The sequence below is a fragment of the Clostridium manihotivorum genome, from assembly GCF_004015185.1.
GTDB classification, from domain to species: Bacteria; Bacillota; Clostridia; order Clostridiales; family Clostridiaceae; genus Clostridium_AR; species Clostridium_AR manihotivorum.
The window spans coordinates 3,009,624-3,028,631 of record NZ_CP025746.1; the positions used below are offsets into that span (position 1 = coordinate 3,009,624).

18 protein-coding genes are annotated in these 19,008 nt (G+C 30.7%); 14 read left to right on the forward strand and 4 right to left on the reverse strand.

The window, feature by feature from the left end; translation table 11 throughout:
- The first annotated feature begins 175 nt into the window (after window positions 1–175).
- The 3 genes from C1I91_RS13615 to C1I91_RS13625 all read left to right on the forward strand — a co-directional run bounded on the left by C1I91_RS13615 (window position 176) and on the right by C1I91_RS13625 (window position 2,738).
- Entirely contained in the window at window positions 176–1,003 is an 828-nt protein-coding gene (locus C1I91_RS13615) for a Cof-type HAD-IIB family hydrolase (protein WP_128213380.1), read from the forward strand.
- 149 nt (window positions 1,004–1,152) lie between these two features.
- The gene (locus tag C1I91_RS13620; RefSeq protein ID WP_128213381.1) at window positions 1,153–1,725 is read left to right on the forward strand and encodes a putative ABC transporter permease; all 573 of its coding nucleotides are present in this window, start codon (window positions 1,153–1,155) and stop codon (window positions 1,723–1,725) included.
- Between the two features lie 182 nt (window positions 1,726–1,907).
- Window positions 1,908–2,738: a CAP domain-containing protein gene (locus C1I91_RS13625; RefSeq protein WP_128213382.1), complete on the forward strand. Its 831-nt coding sequence runs from the start codon at window positions 1,908–1,910 to the stop codon at window positions 2,736–2,738.
- Window positions 2,739–2,955: 217 nt separating this feature from the next.
- Here the strand turns inward: C1I91_RS13625 and C1I91_RS13630 are convergent, their stop codons facing one another.
- Window positions 2,956–3,348, reverse strand: a complete 393-nt coding sequence (locus tag C1I91_RS13630) for a PadR family transcriptional regulator (protein WP_128213383.1) — start codon at window positions 3,346–3,348, stop codon at window positions 2,956–2,958.
- 341 nt (window positions 3,349–3,689) lie between these two features.
- Here C1I91_RS13630 and C1I91_RS13635 point away from each other — a divergent pair, with 341 nt between their 5' ends.
- Window positions 3,690–3,851 carry a hypothetical protein gene (locus C1I91_RS13635; protein WP_164880535.1) on the forward strand — a complete coding sequence of 54 codons (162 nt, stop codon included), beginning with the start codon at window positions 3,690–3,692 and terminating at the stop codon, window positions 3,849–3,851.
- Window positions 3,852–4,022: 171 nt separating this feature from the next.
- Here the strand turns inward: C1I91_RS13635 and C1I91_RS13640 are convergent, their stop codons facing one another.
- Entirely contained in the window at window positions 4,023–4,841 is an 819-nt protein-coding gene (locus tag C1I91_RS13640) for a TIM barrel protein (protein WP_128213385.1), read from the reverse strand.
- Window positions 4,842–4,992: 151 nt separating this feature from the next.
- On the opposite strand from C1I91_RS13640, the gene C1I91_RS13645 reads away from it, so the two are divergent.
- From C1I91_RS13645 to C1I91_RS13675, 7 genes are all read left to right on the forward strand, one after another.
- Window positions 4,993–5,703, forward strand: a complete 711-nt coding sequence (locus tag C1I91_RS13645; RefSeq protein ID WP_128213386.1) for a pseudouridine synthase — start codon at window positions 4,993–4,995, stop codon at window positions 5,701–5,703.
- Window positions 5,704–5,714: 11 nt separating this feature from the next.
- A complete protein-coding gene (gene mnmM, locus C1I91_RS13650; RefSeq protein WP_128213387.1) occupies window positions 5,715–6,257 on the forward strand; it encodes a tRNA 5-(aminomethyl)-2-thiouridylate-methyltransferase MnmM in 543 nt (180 codons plus the stop codon).
- Between the two features lie 92 nt (window positions 6,258–6,349).
- Complete coding sequence (locus C1I91_RS13655) at window positions 6,350–7,237, forward strand: MurR/RpiR family transcriptional regulator (protein ID WP_164880536.1); 888 nt, start codon at window positions 6,350–6,352, stop codon at window positions 7,235–7,237.
- Window positions 7,238–7,815: 578 nt separating this feature from the next.
- Entirely contained in the window at window positions 7,816–9,042 is a 1,227-nt protein-coding gene (locus tag C1I91_RS13660; RefSeq protein WP_128213388.1) for a BaiN/RdsA family NAD(P)/FAD-dependent oxidoreductase, read from the forward strand.
- Window positions 9,043–9,120: 78 nt separating this feature from the next.
- The gene (gene cmk, locus C1I91_RS13665; protein WP_128213389.1) at window positions 9,121–9,789 is read left to right on the forward strand and encodes a (d)CMP kinase; all 669 of its coding nucleotides are present in this window, start codon (window positions 9,121–9,123) and stop codon (window positions 9,787–9,789) included.
- A 3-nt stretch (window positions 9,790–9,792) separates the two neighbouring features.
- Window positions 9,793–11,703: a bifunctional 4-hydroxy-3-methylbut-2-enyl diphosphate reductase/30S ribosomal protein S1 gene (locus C1I91_RS13670; RefSeq protein WP_128213390.1), complete on the forward strand. Its 1,911-nt coding sequence runs from the start codon at window positions 9,793–9,795 to the stop codon at window positions 11,701–11,703.
- A 388-nt stretch (window positions 11,704–12,091) separates the two neighbouring features.
- A complete protein-coding gene (locus C1I91_RS13675) occupies window positions 12,092–12,940 on the forward strand; it encodes a GNAT family N-acetyltransferase (RefSeq protein WP_128213391.1) in 849 nt (282 codons plus the stop codon).
- A gap of 188 nt (window positions 12,941–13,128) precedes the next feature.
- On the opposite strand, the gene C1I91_RS28195 is transcribed toward C1I91_RS13675, so the two are convergent.
- Together C1I91_RS28195 and C1I91_RS13680 are read right to left on the reverse strand one after the other, a co-directional pair.
- Entirely contained in the window at window positions 13,129–13,299 is a 171-nt protein-coding gene (locus C1I91_RS28195) for a hypothetical protein (protein WP_164880394.1), read from the reverse strand.
- A 64-nt stretch (window positions 13,300–13,363) separates the two neighbouring features.
- On the reverse strand, window positions 13,364–14,542 hold the full coding sequence (locus C1I91_RS13680; protein ID WP_128213392.1) for an aminotransferase-like domain-containing protein: 1,179 nt from the start codon (window positions 14,540–14,542) through the stop codon (window positions 13,364–13,366).
- Window positions 14,543–14,959: 417 nt separating this feature from the next.
- On the opposite strand from C1I91_RS13680, the gene C1I91_RS13685 reads away from it, so the two are divergent.
- The 3 genes from C1I91_RS13685 (at window position 14,960) to C1I91_RS13695 (ending at window position 18,874) form a co-directional block, all read left to right on the forward strand.
- Entirely contained in the window at window positions 14,960–15,241 is a 282-nt protein-coding gene (locus tag C1I91_RS13685) for an ArsR/SmtB family transcription factor (RefSeq protein WP_128213393.1), read from the forward strand.
- 155 nt (window positions 15,242–15,396) lie between these two features.
- A complete protein-coding gene (lon, locus tag C1I91_RS13690; protein WP_128213394.1) occupies window positions 15,397–17,772 on the forward strand; it encodes an endopeptidase La in 2,376 nt (791 codons plus the stop codon).
- 652 nt (window positions 17,773–18,424) lie between these two features.
- A complete protein-coding gene (locus C1I91_RS13695; protein ID WP_128213395.1) occupies window positions 18,425–18,874 on the forward strand; it encodes an NUDIX hydrolase in 450 nt (149 codons plus the stop codon).
- Window positions 18,875–19,008 lie beyond the last annotated feature (134 nt).

Sequence of the window (19,008 nt, forward strand, 5' to 3'; positions counted from 1 at the left end):
TAGGTTATGTTTTAGAATATTGATGAAATTAAGTGGTTAAGAAGGAGATGCTATATTAATTCTTTGTGTAAGCTCATCTAAGCATCGGATGACTGACCACTGAATTTCAACATGGTACTTTAACAGAGCCAAAAGTTAGTATAATTATAATAGTTTTAGGAGTGATAAGAAAAAGATGAAGTATAAGTTGATAGCAATCGATATGGATGGTACCTTCTTAAATGAAGAAAGAAACATAACAGAAAGAAATCTTAAATCAGTAAAAAAAGCTGTTGATATGGGAGTAAAGGTTGTAATATCCTCAGGGAGAATACCTTCAGCCTTAGGCTGTATAATAAAGGACATGCCAAAGAATCAGCCAGTTATAGCTTGTAATGGGAGTATAATACTTGACCACAATCATAAGGAAATAGCTCATGAAACCATAGATAATGGCTTAGTTATAAAGGTGATTAATTATATTAGAGAAAACTTTAATGAGATTTTTTATAATATTTTTTGTGAAGACATTATTTATTCAGAAAAATTACATCCTTTTGCAGAAAAGTTTAACGAATATAATATGTCTTTACCAGAAGAATACAGGCTAAAGTCAGAGGTTATAAGTGATTTGAAGCAGTATGTAATTAACTGTTCACCTAGGGTTTCAAAAATTGAAATATATGATGAAGATTCAGATAAAATTGATACTATAAAGAAGTACTTAGAAGATATTTTTGATGTGGAAGTTGTTTTGTCTGGGAAAACCGGTATTGAAATAACTAAAAAAGGTATGAGTAAGGGCAGTTCCTTAGAGACCTTAGCAAAGCATTACGGATATACTCTAGAGGAATGCATTGCTATAGGCAATGATGGAAATGACATTGAGATGATTAAGAGGGCAGGGCTTGGTGTTGCTGTTTCTAATGCACATGAAACTGTAAAGGCAGTAGCAAAATACATTACATTAAGAGATAATGACAATGATGCAGTAAGTGAAGTGATAGAAAAATTTGTTGTGTAGATATACTATATAAATATAAACCTATGTATCAAATAAAATAATACAAATAAAAAAATAAAAATAAATTGAAAACTTAAAAAAATTATTAAATAAATTCATTTAATTTTGCCAATAATAGTTGTTATTAAAGCTGAAGGAAGGTAAAATTTATGAATTTTTTTATTTTTTTAGGTAGTATATTTATCATTTATTCTTTTCTAGGTTGGATAGTGGAAAATATCTATTGTTACTACAAATTAGGAAGATTTCAGAATGATGGTTTTTTAAATGGACCATACAAGCCAATGTACGGCTTTGCATTTACACTCTTGGTACTATTAAATAGATTTGCGCATAGACACTTGATTTTATTGCTAATTATCTGTCTTATAATACCTACATTTATTGAGTATATAACTGGACATATACTAAAAAACTTCTATGACAAGATATACTGGGATTACTCAGAAGAACCTTTAAATTTTAAAGGATTGGTATGTGCAAAGTTTTCTGTATACTGGATGGTCTTAAGTCTAATGTGTATATATATTATGGAGCCATTTATAAATAAATTGTTTTTTACTTTTGAATCTATTTTACCAGTAATAGTTCCTTTCATGCTTTTAATTATAGTCATGGATTTTTTCATAGTACTATACCTAAAGTTAAAAGAAAAAAATTATATTAGTAAATTTAATTATTTAAATATATTTAGCAGATTTAAAATATTAAAAAAGAAATGATTGTATGGAATGTTTTTTTAAATTGGCGCAACGCGATAGGAAAATGGCATAATGTAAACCAAGCTAAAATTTTCAAAATACATATATAACTCCCTAATAGTGCCTTAAATAATAAGTCATATAGTAATCTTATATGGGTAAAATATTTAAGAAAAATAATTATACTAATAGGAGGTTGTTTTATGAGAAAGAAAGTAATAGTTTTCAGCTGTATTTTGTCAGCATTACTTATGGTTACTGGTTGTGCTAATAAAAAGAGTACAACTGCTAAGAACACTGATAATAATGGATATAATACTACTACTAATCAAAGTAATAATGGATCTAATACTACAAATCAAGGTAATAATCAATCAGGAACTAAAGCACCTCAAACACAAACAGCTCCAAACCCAGCAGCAACAGGTCAGCCAGTCCCTAATTCAGGTACTGGTGGTAATAGTTCAGCTGTTCCTCCAACTGGTTCAGGTAGTGGAAGTTCACAGTATAACACCTCTGGAAATCAAAATAACACAAACAGTACTAATAACAATGGCAACAATCAAAATACTGCTGGAACCAATAATGCACAGACCAATCAAAGCAATATGGGTATACAATACATGAGTACTATTGAAGCTGATATTCTAAAATATACAAATGAAGAAAGACAAAAGAATGGCTTAAAACCACTAACAATAAACAGTACAGCTTTCAAATATGCCAGAAGCAAAAGTGAAGAAATGATTAGACTTAACTATTTTGATCATAAATCACCAGTAAATGGGTATATAACTGATATAGCTAATAAAAATAGTTGGAGATACTCTAATATAGGTGAAAACATATATACAATGAGTTTTTCAGGACAAAGAGTAGAAGATGTTGCCAGCGGTCAAAAAATAGTTCAGTCTTGGATGAACTCTCCTGGACATAGAGCTAATATTCTGAATGGTAACTATACTCAAATTGGTATAGGAGTAGCTGCTTATAATGGTAAAGTTATGGCAACACAAATTTTTTACACTCCATAATATGGTGACTATTCTCTAAAAACTTTAACAATATAAAAAGGGCTGTACATAATAGTCCTAAATAATAATAAAGCCATTCATATATCGGGAACTTAAATCTCAATTATGTATGGCTTTATTAATGCAATTTAACCATTAAAGCATAGACTTATTAATTACTTAATTTCCATAGGTACTTTAATAGCTTCTAAAATTATAATAAACTTTCAAAAAGAACTTATCTTTGGAGCATATATATTAATTGATCAAGTAAACTTTTGCTCTTTTTTATGTTGTCGATATAATCTGCTACATGAGTGTTGTAATAAAGGATACCTGCATCAGTTATGGAATATATTTTCTTGCTTCTCTTATTAAGAAATTCATCACCTTCCCATTTACTTTTTACATAGCCTCTAGTTTCTAGATCGTATAAGGTATCGTAAATAGTACTTGAGGATACTGGAAGCGGGAGATTATTGTTTGAAAAGGCTTCTCTAAAATCTTCAAGAATCCTATTACCAAAAACCTCTTTACCTTTAGCTAATTCTTTTAATATGTAAAAAATATATATTTGTTTAATATTTACAACATTTCTAGGAGCTATAATCCTATTACGGTTTTCTGACATTTTAACACCTCACTTTAGGTTATAGATGTATCATCTAATAGAGATATGAATTTCTGATGGAAGTGATACACCTTTATCTAGGTATCTAACCTAAACTATTAATTTATTAATGCCATATAATTCCTAGAAGCCGAGATTATCGAACATGTATAAATTAAGTTCTCATAAATGATACCCTTATACAGATATTATAGAATAAAATATAATCTTAATCAATATCCTCGTAAATGATATTAATAAATAAAAAAATAAAGTGCTGTCAATTTATGACATAGATGAATACTATATAATATACAAAAGAGATGGGGTGATTTACTTGTCAAGAAGACACAGATGTTGTTGTGGAGGCTATAATAACTGCTGTACTCCTTGCTATACAAACAATTGCTGCAATAATGGATTCAATTATGGTCCTTTTGGATGTGGAGCAGGATTTAACAATTGTGGCGGCAATCCTTGTGGAGGTTATTACAACAATCCTTTATTTCTATTATTATTATTGAGTTCGTTTCGCTGCTAATAAAAGCCATAGGCATTTGCCTATGGCTTTTTTATTGTATATTAAAATGCATTTTATTTTATTAGCTAAATTTAGCAATATCAAGGACTTAGAATATATTTTTTAGATAAACCGTAAAAAATATATATTATTATCTTACTAAATTTCTTCCTAACTATAAACTTTCATAGGTGTTTTTCAAAAGTAAGGCATCTTTTTCTAATATAGGACTTTCGCAAACAATGCAGCCTTTAACATCAAAGTCCACAAAAGCTTTTAAACAAGCTTTGTAATTAAAATCACTTTCTTCAAAAGGTAAATGATTTTTCTCTCCTTTAACAGTATATGCTATACCGGATAGATGTACATGCAAGTCTTGTAGAGCTTCTTTTCCAAGCTCAGTTCCAATCAAATCAAAGATCTTTGCAAAATCAGCATAATCCTTTAGTATTCCATTTCCTCTAGCGTGAACATGAGAGAAATCAACACAAAGTTTGCAAGTTGGTACTTCCTTACATAATCTCACAAGTTCTTCATAGGAACCAAATTGAGTAGGTTTTCCTGTGGTTTCTAATCTATAATCTACTCCATTATAATCTAAATCTAGCAATTCTCTTTTTATATTTTCGAAAGCTTCTTCATAGGTAGAATCGAGATAGTAACCAGGGTGGAATACTAGACTTCTTCCGCCAACAGATTTTAATGCGTTGGCACCATTTAAAATTCTTTCTTTTGACTTCTCTCTTTTTTCTTCTTCAATTGCGTTTAGATTGATGAAGTACGAACCATGGGCAGATAGATAGAAATTATGTTCATTTTTTATATCCAAAATAGATTGTCTATTTTTATCTGTAACATTAATGGATCTAACAAAAGGAAGCTCCATAGCATCTAAGCCTATTGAGTGAAGATACTCGATTCCTGTTTTGTAAGTAAATTTATTTTGACTATCACCTATTGGTAGTCCTGAAATTCCGAATAGTAGCTTTTCCATATATATATCCTTTCCATAACTTAAATCGTAATTGTAGTATAACAAACTAAGAATATAAATAGCAATTTATTTTCCAGGAAATGTAATTGAGTAATATTTTATTGAAATCTTCCCTTATATTTATTAGAATTGATTATTAGAGGTGATTTTTATGGAAGAAAGGCTTCAAAAATTTATGGCAAGATGCGGAGTTGCATCTAGGAGAAAGTGCGAGGAACTCATACTTTCAGGAGTTGTTAGTGTAAATGATGTAATTGTAGAAGAATTAGGTACAAAGGTTGATGAAGATAGAGATGTAGTTAAGGTTTCTGGTAAAGAGATTAGACCAGAAGAAAAGAAGAGATACATTATGCTTAATAAACCAGAAGGTTACATATCGTCGGTTAAGGATGAACATGATCGTGAAACAGTAATTGATCTTATAGGTATTAAAGAGAGAATATTTCCAATAGGAAGACTGGATTATGACAGTTCAGGACTTCTTCTACTGACTAACGATGGTGAGATATACAACAAGCTTATTCACCCAAGACAAAAAATAAATAAGTCTTACATAGCAATAGTTAAAGGAATTTTCACTAAGGAGGAAATTCGTAGATTTGAGAGTGGAGTAGACATAGGCGGTTATATAACTGCAGATGCAAAGTTAGAAGTACTGGAGACACTTGAAGATCGTTCAAAGATTAGACTTCAAATTCATGAAGGCAAGAATAGGCAAATAAGAAAGATGTGTGCTGCACTTAATCATGAAGTATTAGAACTTACTAGAGAGAGCATTGGGGAGATAAAACTTGGTGCTTTAGAGAAGGGAAACTTTAGAGAGCTTACTGATGAGGAGCTAAATTATATAAGGTCACTATAGGAGTTGAATAGATGTTTAAGTATGTTGGAGATATAAGTAATCTTACTCATTATATAATTGAAAACTTTTTAGATAATAAAGAAGTGGCCATTGATGCGACTCTTGGCAATGGACACGATTCGGATTTTTTAAGTGAGCTTTTTAAAGAAGTAATTTCTTTCGATATACAAGAAATGGCTGTAAAGAAATACGCAGAAAAAGATAAGGCTAATGTAAAGCTTATATTAGATTCACATGAATTTTTAGAAAAATACATAGATAAGCCAGTAGATTGTATTATGTACAATTTAGGCTTTTTACCCGGTGGTTCAAAAGAAGTCACAACCCTTACTGATTCAACTATGAAAAGTTTATGCAGTGCAGTTAAAATCCTATCTCCAGGAGGAATTATAACTATTGCACTATATAACGGCCATGAAGAAGGAAAAAAAGAAACCCATGAAGTGATAGAATTTGCAAGAAACCTTGATAAAAAATGCTACGGAGTTATGCATCATAGCTATCTAAATCGCAATAATTGCCCTCCAGAGCTTGTTGTAATCGAGAAGAAATAAAATGTCTGCAATATTGAATATATTGATATTTGATGATAAAATGAAATAAATATTGCATTTTATCATCAGCATTTAAAGAAGGGATAGCTAGTATGAGTATCAATGATAATCACGATTTAATGAGATTAATACAAATAAAATTTCCGAGACTCAGTAAGGGACAAAAACTTATTGCTGAATATATACTTAAAAATTATGATAAAGCTGCTTTTATGACTGCAGCAAAACTTGGTGTAAGTGTAGGGGTTAGTGAGTCTACAGTAGTTAGATTTGCTAATGAGCTTGGCTTTAGTGGATACCCTAAGTTGCAGAAAGCATTACAAGAGCTTATAAAAAATAAGCTGACTTCAGTTCAAAGATTACAACTATCAAATGATTATATTAGTGAAGAAAATGCCTTAAAGGGTGTTTTAAAAGCAGACATGGAAAACATAAGAGCAACTTTGGAGAAGATAAATCATAAAACCTTTGAAGATGTGGTACATAGTATATTTAATGCAAAAAGAATTTATATTATAGGTTTAAGAAGTTCTTCAGCTTTAGCAGAGTTCTTAGGATTTTATTTGAATTTGATATTAGACAACGTAAAAATAATAGGTAATGGCATAAGCGATGTATTTGAAGAAATGATTAATATAGGTGAAGGAGACTTAGTTATAGGTATAGGTTTCCCAAGATATGCTGTTAAGACAATAGATGCTCTAGAATTTGCCCAGTCTAGAAAGTCAAAAGTAGTTGCAATTACTGACAGCTTAGTTTCTCCTCTAGCATCACAAGCAGATTATACACTAATAGCACAGAGTAATATGGCATCTTTCGTTGATTCGTTGGTAGCTCCGCTAAGTGTTATTAACGCTGTAATAATAGCTGTTGGTATGAGGGAAAAGGAAAAGATATCAAAGACCTTTGCAGATTTAGAGAGCCTTTGGAAAGAGTATCAAGTATATTCATATAATAAGAACGGTAATGAATCAAGATAAGAGGCAGAAGCCTCTTTTTTACTATTTTAAGACTGAGAATCATAGATGTAATACAATTTATAAATGTTATAGAATTAAAAAAATTGTATGCCTATCGTAAAAAAGAATAAATTAGTCGCCTGCCAGAATTTCTTCACATGCGTTCAGAAAAGGCAGATGCGCAAAAAAAGCTCACTGAAGAAAGGCGCTTCAGCGACTTTTTTAAGTTTACTGTTTTAAGCTTGGATAATTAATTAAGTTTAATACAATTTATAGATGCTATTAGATTCTAATGTTCTTTGACTACAGTAAAAAAGAAGTAATTTAGTCGCCTGCCAGAATTTCTTCACATACGTTCAGAAAAGGCAGATGCGCAAAAAAAGCTCACTGAAGAAGAGCGCTTCAGCGACTTTTTTAAGTTTACTGTTTTAAGCTTGAGTAATTAATTAAGTTTAATACAATTTATAGATGCTATTAGATTCTAATGTTCTTTGACTACAGTAAAAAAGAAGTAATTAGTCGCCTGCCAGAATTTCTTCACATACGTTCAGAAAAGGCAGATTCAGTTGTACGGAGTTATTATTTAAGGAGTGATACCAATGAGTAAGGTTATTGTTATAGGTGCTGGTCCGGCTGGGATGATGGCTGCTATTTCTGCAGCTAAAGAAAATCAGGTAATATTGCTAGAAGGTAATAATAGATTAGGAAAAAAGCTGTTCATAACTGGTAAAGGCAGATGTAATGTTACCAATGCAAAGGATATAGGTGAATTTTTTGAGATGATACCAGGAAATCCTCATTTCCTTTATAGTTCTCTTTATACCTTTACAAATGAAGACACTATGAACTTTTTTAGCAAAATGGGTGTTAAACTAAAAGTAGAGAGAGGCAGCAGAGTATTTCCTGAATCTGATAAATCTTCTGATATAATTAGTGCTCTTGGCAGAGCTCTAGAAGAAAGTAAGGTTAAGGTTATGCTTAATTCCAAGGTAAGTAAAATACTAACTGAAGGAAATAATATAAAAGCTGTAACTTTGGATGATGGAAAAGTTATTGAGGGAGATAAATTTATTTTATGCACAGGTGGAAAGTCTTATCCTCTTACGGGATCAACAGGTGAAGGCTTTGAATTTGCAAAGAAGCTAGGTCATAAAATAGTAGAACCTAAGCCATCTTTAGTTCCTATAGAGATAAAGGAACAATGGGTTAAAGACTTACAAGGACTTTCACTAAAAAATGTAGAGCTTTCTATAAATAATGGTAAGAAGGTTTTATTCAAGGATCAAGGTGAGATGATATTTACTCATTTTGGAATATCCGGACCATTAGTATTAAGTGGAAGTAGATTCGTTAAAAATGATAAAACTGAATATAATATTTCTTTAGATTTAAAACCGGCTCTAGATGAAAAGGAATTAGACCTAAGGGTTCAGAAGGATTTTCAAAAATACATAAATAAAGATTTTAAAAATTCACTAGGTGATTTACTTCCAAAGAGACTTATAGATACAATAATAAACTTAAGTGGAGTATCAGGTGATAAGAAGGTAAACGAAATAACTAAAGAAGAAAGAAAAAAACTTGTAGAGTTACTAAAAAAACTAAGCTTTACGGTTAAAGGACTAAGACCTATAGCTGAAGCAATTGTTACAGCAGGTGGAATTGACACAAAAGAAATCGATCCTTCAACTATGAAATCCAAAATAGTTGAAAATTTATTCTTTGCTGGTGAAGTAATAGATGTAGATGCTTTTACAGGAGGATACAATGTTCAGATTGCTCTTTCAACAGGTTATCTGGCAGGCACTCATGTAAATGATATATAAAGATATATATGGAAATATATAAATTGTGGTATAATCATACATGAAGTAAAAAAACGTATTGAGGAAAGGACGATTTATTTGAGATTATCAGTTGCTATCGATGGCCCAGCAGGTGCAGGAAAAAGCACTATAGCAAAGATTGTGGCTAAGAAATATAACTTAATGTACATTAATACAGGTGCTATGTACAGAGCTGTTACATATAAGGCATTGGAAAAAGACATATCCCCAGACAACATAGAAGCTTTATGCGACCTTATAAAGGATATGGAAATGCATTTTGAAAATGATGAACTTTATCTTAATGGTGTTAACATAAATGATCAATTAACTCTACCTAATATTAGTAAAAATGTTTCAGCATATGCGTCAATAAAAGAAGTTAGAGTAAGACTTGTAGCGCTTCAAAGAGACATGTCAAAAAAATATGATGTTATAATGGATGGTAGAGATATCGGTACAGTAGTCTTAAAAGATGCATCTTTTAAGTTCTTTCTTACAGCAAGCCCAGAAGAAAGAGCAACTAGAAGATATGAAGAACTAATAGCTAAAGGTCTTGAGGTTCAGTATGATTCTATATTAAAGGAGATAATACAAAGAGACTATTTAGACAGTAACAGAGAAATTGATCCACTTACCAAGGCTGAGGATGCCTTAGAGGTTGATACTACTGGTATTAACATTGAGCAAGTGGTAGAAAAAATTTGCGAATATATTAATAAAGAATTTGAATTTAGTACGAGGTAAAATATGAAAAAGGTTTTACTTGCTGAAAGTGCAGGATTTTGTTTTGGAGTAAAAAGAGCTGTAGAAGAAACTTTAAAGGTTCAAAAGCAATATAATAAAAAAATATTTACTTTAGGGCCATTAATCCATAATAACGATGTAGTAAAAATGCTAGAAAGCAATAATATTTTTGCTATTAAGTTAGAGGAGATAGACACTCTTTCATCAGATGATGTTGTAGTAATACGTTCTCATGGTGTACCTAAGGCATTGATTGATCAACTTAATGATATGGGTGTAACTGTAGTAAACGCCACATGCCCTTATGTTACTAATATTCAAAAGAAAGTAAATAAATATCATGATGAAGGATACAATATTATAATAGTAGGCGATAAAGACCATCCAGAAGTAGTAGGAATTAACGGATGGTGCAATAACGAAGCCATAGTTACTAAGAATGGGGAGTTTAATTATAAAGTTCCAGATAAGGTTTGTATAGTTTCTCAAACAACTGAGAAAAAAATAAACTGGGAAAAAGCATTAGATTCAGTAAATAATAATAGTAAAGATGTATTAGCTTTTAATACTATTTGTTCTGCTACTGACGTAAGACAAAAAAGTGCAGAGGAAATTTCAAAAAAAGTTGATGCTATGATTGTAATTGGTGGTAAGAATAGTTCTAATACAACAAAATTATTTCAAATTTGTAGAAGTAATTGTGAAAGAACTTTTCATATAGAAAATCTAGAAGAATTGCCTAAAGATTTACTTGAAGATGATTCTATCAATACTGTTGGAATAACTGCAGGTGCCTCTACACCTGATTGGATAATTAAGGAGGTTATTGATAAAATGAATAACGGAAATAATGAATTTAACGAGCAATTAGAGTTAATGGAAAAGTCTAATAAGAAGATACACGTAGGTGAGATATTAAAAGGTGAAATATTATCAATAGTTAGAAATGAAATAATTGTGGCTATAGATGGGTATAAAGCTGATGGAGTTATTCCTTATTCTGAAATATCAGTTGATGAAAGCGTAAAAACTAGTTTAGGTGAAAATTTTAAAGTTGGTGAAGATGTAGAAGCTAAAGTTTTGAGATTATCAAATGAAGAAGGGTACGTAGTGTTATCAAGGATAGAGCTAGAAAAAGAAAAAGCTTTTGATGAAGCACTTGAATACTTTAATCAAGGAAAAATAGCTATTGTAAAAGTAAATGAGATTGTAAATGGTGGTTTGGTGGCTGCATTTAAAGGTTTAAGAGTATTTATTCCTGCATCTCAAGTAGATATTAGATATACTGGTGACTTTAATAACTACCTTGGTAAAGACCTTGAAGTGAAATTCATTGAAGTTGAGAAGGAAAAAAATATAAGAATTGTTGCTTCAAGAAGAGCTTTATTAGAACAAGAAAGAGATCAAAGAGAACAAAATGCTCTTAACTCTTTAACTGTTGGAGACGTAGTTGAAGGAACTGTTAAGAGATTTACAAACTTTGGAGCATTTGTTGAAGTAAACGGAATAGATGGATTGGTTCATATATCCGAATTATCCTGGGGTAAGATAAACAATCCTTCAGATGTTCTTAAAGTTGATGATAAGGTTAAAGCTAAAGTGTTGGCTGTAGATGTTGAAAACAGAAAGGTATCCTTAAGTATAAAAGCATTAATTCAGGATCCTTGGCAAGACATTGAAGAAAAATATCCTGAAGGTAATATAGTATTAGGTAAAGTTGCAAGATTAAACGATTTTGGTGCTTTCCTTGAGTTAGAACCAGGAGTAGATGGTTTAGCGCATATTTCTAAATTATCCTATAACAAGATTAATCATCCTTCAGAAGTTTTGAAGGTGGGAGAACTAGTTAAAGCTAGAATAATAAAAGTAGAAAAAGAAAACAAACGTATTGGATTAAGTATAAAGGATGTATAATTAGGATATTTCAATAATATAATAATTTTAAAAATATATATTATAGGTTTTCTAACTCAACTATTAAGTTATACGTGCCCGATAATCCCCAAAAGCCGCGATTATCGAACAAGTATAACTTAAGTTTCGATATAGGAATCTTATAGTCTAAATACTAGATTAAAAAGAGTGTAGAATTATAGTGATTCTATACTCTTTTATTCTTTAGTAAAATATATGTTATAATCAGATAAATCTAGTAATGGAAAAGTTAGTTTAAACTAATTTTTAGTTTCTTTATAGCGCATTATATGTATTTGTTCAGCATCATAATTTTAGTTGTCTGTTGATTTATTTTAAGAAGAATATTAAAATATTATTAGGTAAATAATGTAAAGGACATAATGGTATGATTAAGATTAAAAGATTTTGCTTCAAAAAAGATAAATTAATAGACCTTTTAAAAAAATCAAGAGATTTCAATTCATTCAATACTAGCCTTGAAAAGTACTATTATTCTAAGCCTCGTCTATTAAGATTTTTTATAAAAGACATAAGATATATATATTTAGATAAGGCCTTAGTAGGGTACTTGTGGTTTGAAAAGATATATGAAAAAACTTATTCAATAAAGGATTTAGTAATAGATAGAAATCTAGGGGATAAGTTAAATAAGGATAAAGACAAGTTTTTTGAAAGAGGTCTCTTTATATATGAATGTGAGGATAGCGACTTTAGTATTTCTATACTCAAGTCATTAGGTTTTCGAAAGACAAGTGAGACACTACTGATGAAAAAGGATCTAACAGCCATGCCTGATATAGATTTACCTAATAATATTTCATTTAAGCTCATGGAGAATAACAAGGAAGAAGATTTAAGATGTAATCTTCAAAATAATATTTTTGAAGAGGATAGTAGAATTCCTTTAACTTTGGATGATATATATTACGATCAATGCCAGGATTACTATCTACCAAATTCCTCTGTTTTCATAAAAAATGGTGATGAATCAATAGGTTATGGGCAGATTATATTTAATAACGGTAGCTATTTTATAGTTAATTTAGGTATAGTTAAAGAATATAGAGGGATGGGATTTAGTACATATCTTCTAAATCATCTAGTTAATATTGCTTATAACAGAGGGATAAAAGAAATTGCCATAAGAGTTGATAAGCAGAATGAAATAGCTAAGAAACTTTACTCAACCAATGGATTTCGTTTTGTTAATAATGTGAGTATTTGGGAGCAGTAGCAGTTTGTTTTAATATAAAATTAAATATATACTTTGATATATGATGACAAAGAGCTTTCTTCTTTGTAGAAAATTATATTTTAGATAAGAGCTAATGATTCTGTATCTGTTGACATCTTAAATATATATTAGAGAAAGAATAAAAAGCAAAATAGCCAAGACACAGGTGTCTTAGCTATTTTTTAATTTTAGAATAGGGATTCTGTTGGAACATAGGAAGCTTTGGTATACAGAACACTATCAGTTAAGTGAGTTCTGTAATAACCTCTATCACCTATATCCACTGGTTTACTATCACTGTTTATCTCACCAGTTTTAGTAGTTTCATTTGTTGGTTGATAGTTTTTTAGATCATACATAAAAATCCCTCCTTATCTATTATTCCAATAAGAAGAGATTTTATTTATCTAATTTATTTTTAGTTTAGTAGTAATTTTGCAAAAGTTCACAGAGTCTTTTGGTTCCTTCTACTATTCTTTCCTCAGGCATATTAGAGTAGTTCAATCTAAGATAATTTTTAACTCCACCATTTGCAAAAAACGAACCTCCTGGAACAAAGGCAACATTGAACTTAAGAGCTTCTTCTAATAATTTTACAGTGTCCATATCTTCTCTTAGCTTTAACCAAGTAAACAGGCCGCCTCTTGATCTTGTATATTCTATTTCCTTAGGCAACCACTTGTCCATACATTCGAACATCAAATCTCGTCTCTTTCTATACACCTGCTTTATCTTATTTATGTGCTTATCTAGATCATAGTTATTTAAATAATACGCTAAAATTCTTTGATCTAGTGAACTGCATTGTAAGTCAGAACTTTGCTTTAAAGTAACATATTTGTTTATTACATTTTCATCTGCAAAGATATAACCTAGCCTCAATCCAGGGCAAAAGGTTTTTGAGAAAGTACCAAAATATATTACATATCCGTCAGTATCGAAGCTCTTTATAGTAGGCAGCCTTTCACCTTCAAGCACTAATTCTCCATAGGGACTATCTTCTAATATTGGTATCTTATATATATTTGCTATTTCTGCAAGTTTTTTTCTTCTTTCTATAGACATAGTAATACCAGTAGGATTATGGAAATCTGGTATTGTATAAATAAATTTGGCTTTTGGATATAAATTTAAAGCTTTTTCTAACTCTTCAACAATCATACCGTCCTGATCCATTGGTATTTCTACAAATTTGGCTCCATAGGTTCTAAATGCATTGATAGCGCCTAGATAACTTGGTTTTTCTACTATGATTATATCGTCTTCATCGATAAACAATCTTCCGCTAAAGTCTAATCCCTGCTGTGATCCACTGGTAATTAGAAGGTTATCTATAGAACCCTTCATTCCGAAGGGGATAAGCCTTTGTTCTAATATTGCTTTTCTTAAAGGATTATATCCCTCAGTAGTACCATACTGAAGTGCTTCATTTCCTTCTATATTGATAATCTCAGCAGTTAAACTTATAATCTCATCCTTTGGAAATAACTCTGGCGCTGGCAGCCCTCCAGCAAATGAAATAATTTCAGGATTTTCGATTAATTTTAGTATCTCTCTTATTTCTGAAGTCTTCATGGATTTTGTTATTTTTGAAAATTCCATATATAATGTGCCCCCAATTTTATTTTTTTAAAATATATTTAATATTTACCTATTATTATCTGCCAAAATATAAAAACATGTCAATAGTAAAGTGGTTTGTAGGGTTCATATATCAAAGAAGTATAAATTAAAAGTTGAAGTTGCTTCCCTATAACAATGTATAACTTCAATTTAAGTATATTAAGATGAAAGCTATACAATGTGGTTTTATATAGGTATCCTTTACGAAAACTTAATTTATGTATGTTCGATAATACCGGCTTCTGGGGATTATCGGGCATATATAAATTAATAGTTGGAGTTGGATATCTATATAGAATTAATTGAGAATTAATATTGACAGAACAGAAGACAGATGTTATTATAATCTAAAGTTCGATAAATATAGAACTATAAAATTATCAGGAGAAGGTTCGTATGAAACTTGATGAAAATACTATTGGACAAGCTGTTAAGATTTATAAAGCTTTAGGTGAACCAACAAGAATAAAAATTATCAAAATTTTATATACGCTGGAAGAGCTTAGCTGTAATGAGATTGAAGATAAAGCTTGTATATGTGCAAAGTCAACCTTATCTCATCATATGAAGCAGCTAGCAGATTGCGGATTAATAGAGCTTAGAAAAGATGGGATTTATCATTATTATAGATTAAATAAAGAAATATTAAGAGCCTTTGTTTCTTTGGAATGGGATTGATTCCTAATTAGAATATGTAGAGTAAATCTTAATCATTAGATAATTAAGTTAAATCACCAAGTTATATTCTATAGTTCTATAACTATAGAATTATAGCAATTACAGGAATAAATAAATTGAACACCTTAGTGTTTAAAAGATGGAGATGAATATATATGAATCAATTTAGTAGAAATAATACATTACCGTTAATAATAATACCTAATACAGTACTTTTACCAGGTAAGAGTGTCACTGTTAAAGTAAATGAAGAAGCAGGGGCTAGCTTTTATGATAAAGTTGCTGAAGAAGATAACTACGGAATTGTACTAGCTGTTAAAGGCGATAAGATAGATAGCTTTGATGAACAGGACTTTTATACAGTAGGAACACTAGTTAAAGTTGAAGAAGCTAAACCTCTTAAGGATGGATATCATTTTGAGTTGGATGTAATTGAGAGGGTTTATGCTGAGGAGATTATTCCAGATGGAGAAGATTTTAAAGTAACTTATGGAATTATCCCAGATGTAGTAGATATAGACGAAAACAGTCAAAGCGAAATGATGAAGAATGTAAAGAGTTTAGTTAAGGAAATAAGTGCTAATTTTAAAGGCTCGGAAGCATATGTTGATTATATTAATAACCTTCAAGATATAAAGAGTATGGTAGCTTACTTGTTCCCGTTCATGAATATATCTTTTGATCAAAGACAGGCTTTTTTAGAAATACGTTCATTAAGAGAGAAAAGTTTAAGATTTTTAGATATCTTAATCGAGCAAAGAGAAGCTGTAAGATTTCAAGTTGAGATGACAGAAAAGTTCAATAAAAAGGTAAATAAGAGCTATAGAGAGCAGATACTAAGACAACAGCTAAAAGCAATTCAAGAAGAACTTAATGAAACTGGCGAAGGTAATGATACTAAGAAGAAAGATTATAAAAAACTTATTCAGGATTCTAGCATGCCAGAGGATGTAAAAGAAGTTGCTTTTAATGAATTAGAAAAGTTAGAGAGACAAAGTGCAAATAGCACAGAAGGAAATGTTATTAGAAATTATCTAGATTTATTAATTAGCTTGCCTTGGGGAAAAAGTGAAGTCAAGGACATTGATATTTTAGCTGCAAGAGATTTGCTTAACAGCAAGCATTATGGCTTAGATAAAGTTAAGGATCGTATAATACAGCATCTTACAATTATGAAATTAAAGCAGAATAAACAAGGTTCCATACTACTTCTAGTTGGACCTCCAGGAACAGGTAAGACAAGCTTAGGAAAGAGTATTGCAGAAGCTTTAGATAGAAAATACGTAAGAATAAGTCTTGGTGGTGTAAGAGACGAAGCAGAAGTTAGAGGACATAGAAGAACTTATGTTGGTGCGTTACCAGGAAGAATAATTCAAGGGATGAAAAAAGCAGGTGAGAAAAATCCAGTTTTCATACTTGATGAAATAGACAAACTATCAATGTCTGCAAATGGAGATCCTTCAAGTGCACTGCTAGAAGTACTTGATCCAGAACAAAACAGTACTTTCTCAGATCATTACTTAGAAGTTCCTTATGATTTATCAGAGGTATTTTTTATAGCTACAGCCAATTCCTTAGGAGATATACCAGGACCATTAAGAGATCGTATGGAAATTATAGATATAAGCAGCTATACAAGTACAGAAAAATTCCATATAGCAAAGAATCATCTTATAAATTCCGTTATTGAAGATCATGGACTAAGTAGTGACCAATTGCAGATAGAAGATGATGCAATAAAGGCTGTAATTGAAAAATATACAAGAGAAGCTGGGGTTAGAGGACTAAAGAGACAGTTGTCTAAAATAACTAGAGTTTCAGCAGAAAAGATTGTAATAGGTGAAGTTGAACTACCTTACATAATAAAAGAAGATATGCTTACTGACATATTAGGACGTGACTCAATACAATATGATATAGCAAAAGAAAAGAATGCGCCAGGAGTAGTAACTGGACTTGCTTGGACTCCAGTTGGAGGAGATATACTTTTCATAGAAGGAGTAACTATGCCTGGTAATGGACAACTTATGCTTACTGGTAAATTAGGTGATGTGATGAAGGAATCTGCAAGAATATCACACAGTCTAATACGTTCAAGGCTCAGTCACATATTAAAGGGTTTTGAATTTAATAAAAATGATATACATATACATGTACCAGCAGGAGCTACTCCAAAAGATGGTCCATCTGCAGGTGTTGCATTATTCACAACAATGGCATCATTATTAACTGGCCATGATGTAGACTCAAAGCTTGCCATGACAGGAGAAATATCCTTAAGAGGTGCGGTTCTTCCCGTTGGAGGAATTAAAGAAAAAGTTATAGCAGCACATCGTTCAGGAATAAAGAGAATAATACTCCCAAAGGACAATGAAAAGAATATATTAGATATTCCTGAAGAAGTAAGAAAAGATCTGCAGTTTATAATTGTTGAGACTATTGAAGATGTTTTAAGAGAAACTCTTGGTTTAGAACTTCTACAGCCTTCAATAACCAATGTACTGGAAGAAGATAATTTAATAACTGTTTAGGTGGGACACGGGGACGGAGCTTTTGTCCCGAAATGCAAATTACTGTTAATGAAAATATAAGTTTTTAATTAGGTAAACTTAGTAACTTCAGGCACTTAGAGCATCTATTAGGATAAACAGTAAAAAAATTAAATCTTATTCGCATGCCAAGTTTTCATAATATAGATAGGGAAAGGCAGATGCGCAAAAAAGCTTACTGAAAAATAACACTTCAGTAGCTTTTTTTATTGTTAAGACTAGTTATGAAGTTTTTTCTTGCTTAGCCTAGTAATATTAAGGCTTTTGAGTAGCTATTTAGGGTAGACAGTAAAAAAAATAGAGTTACGTTGCCTTCCAGAATTTCTTCGCATACGTTCAGAAAAGTGATATATTTTAAAGTATCTACTTTAATATTAAACATAAACAATAGTTTTCTAATAAAAACTAGGATATTATAACAAATATCTAGCAACATTTATTTAATACATACTAATATATAGTTAAGTTTATACAGAAGATAGGTAATAATCTAGGTATGGATAGCAAAATTTTATACTTGGCAAGGAAATAGGAAACAGTATTTTAAAAATCTTAACTCAAAAATTAGTAACTTTGGTGTATCTTTAGAAACTATATAGTAACATAAATTATAAAAAGAAAGGTATGGATGTAAATGGATTATGTAAAATACATAAGAGAGAAAGTTCAGCATGATGCTATTAACCTTACTGGAGTTAATGTATTGATTATAAATGATAAAAATGAAGTGCTTTTACAAAGGAGAGGAACCTTTCCCTATAAGTGGGGATTGATAGGAGGCATTACTGAGCTTGGAGAAGCACTTGAAGATACCGCTAAGAGAGAGGCGAAAGAAGAGACTGGGCTCGATATAGATAATTTGACTTTACTAGGAACTACATCTGGTAAAGGTTGTTATATTGAATTTCCAACTGGTGACAAAGCTTACTTTATATCAATTGGATATGTTACTAAGACTTATAGTGGAAAACTAAAAGTGGATAATGTGGAGACAAGAGAACTTAAATTTTTCGCTTTCGATAAATTACCAGAAGATATACCTAACACTCATAGAATTATGCTTGATAAATATTATAAGAAGTAAAAAATATACAATCTGCTTAATTTGGTATGATACTTTGAATTTGAAACTTTTTTATTTAGATTTTTAAAATTTAATTAAAGATTTGCTCTAAAAATGTCGAAAATTATCGTGAAGATATTTTTAGTTAGGGGGAA

What these genes read in the sequence shown, in the direction of transcription:
- C1I91_RS13645 (WP_128213386.1), top strand. Translation starts at nt 4,993, where the DNA reads ATGGAAGAAAGGCTTCAAAAATTTATGGCAAGATGCGGAGTTGCATCT.
- C1I91_RS13695 (WP_128213395.1), top strand. Translation starts at nt 18,425, where the DNA reads ATGGATTATGTAAAATACATAAGAGAGAAAGTTCAGCATGATGCTATT.
- C1I91_RS13655 (WP_164880536.1), top strand. Translation starts at nt 6,350, where the DNA reads ATGAGTATCAATGATAATCACGATTTAATGAGATTAATACAAATAAAA.
- C1I91_RS13675 (WP_128213391.1), top strand. Translation starts at nt 12,092, where the DNA reads ATGATTAAGATTAAAAGATTTTGCTTCAAAAAAGATAAATTAATAGAC.
- C1I91_RS13640 (WP_128213385.1), bottom strand. Translation starts at nt 4,841, where the DNA reads ATGGAAAAGCTACTATTCGGAATTTCAGGACTACCAATAGGTGATAGT.
- C1I91_RS13660 (WP_128213388.1), top strand. Translation starts at nt 7,816, where the DNA reads ATGAGTAAGGTTATTGTTATAGGTGCTGGTCCGGCTGGGATGATGGCT.
- C1I91_RS28195 (WP_164880394.1), bottom strand. Translation starts at nt 13,299, where the DNA reads ATGTATGATCTAAAAAACTATCAACCAACAAATGAAACTACTAAAACT.
- C1I91_RS13670 (WP_128213390.1), top strand. Translation starts at nt 9,793, where the DNA reads ATGAAAAAGGTTTTACTTGCTGAAAGTGCAGGATTTTGTTTTGGAGTA.
- C1I91_RS13685 (WP_128213393.1), top strand. Translation starts at nt 14,960, where the DNA reads ATGAAACTTGATGAAAATACTATTGGACAAGCTGTTAAGATTTATAAA.
- C1I91_RS13615 (WP_128213380.1), top strand. Translation starts at nt 176, where the DNA reads ATGAAGTATAAGTTGATAGCAATCGATATGGATGGTACCTTCTTAAAT.
- C1I91_RS13625 (WP_128213382.1), top strand. Translation starts at nt 1,908, where the DNA reads ATGAGAAAGAAAGTAATAGTTTTCAGCTGTATTTTGTCAGCATTACTT.
- C1I91_RS13620 (WP_128213381.1), top strand. Translation starts at nt 1,153, where the DNA reads ATGAATTTTTTTATTTTTTTAGGTAGTATATTTATCATTTATTCTTTT.
- C1I91_RS13680 (WP_128213392.1), bottom strand. Translation starts at nt 14,542, where the DNA reads ATGGAATTTTCAAAAATAACAAAATCCATGAAGACTTCAGAAATAAGA.
- mnmM (WP_128213387.1), top strand. Translation starts at nt 5,715, where the DNA reads ATGTTTAAGTATGTTGGAGATATAAGTAATCTTACTCATTATATAATT.
- lon (WP_128213394.1), top strand. Translation starts at nt 15,397, where the DNA reads ATGAATCAATTTAGTAGAAATAATACATTACCGTTAATAATAATACCT.
- C1I91_RS13630 (WP_128213383.1), bottom strand. Translation starts at nt 3,348, where the DNA reads ATGTCAGAAAACCGTAATAGGATTATAGCTCCTAGAAATGTTGTAAAT.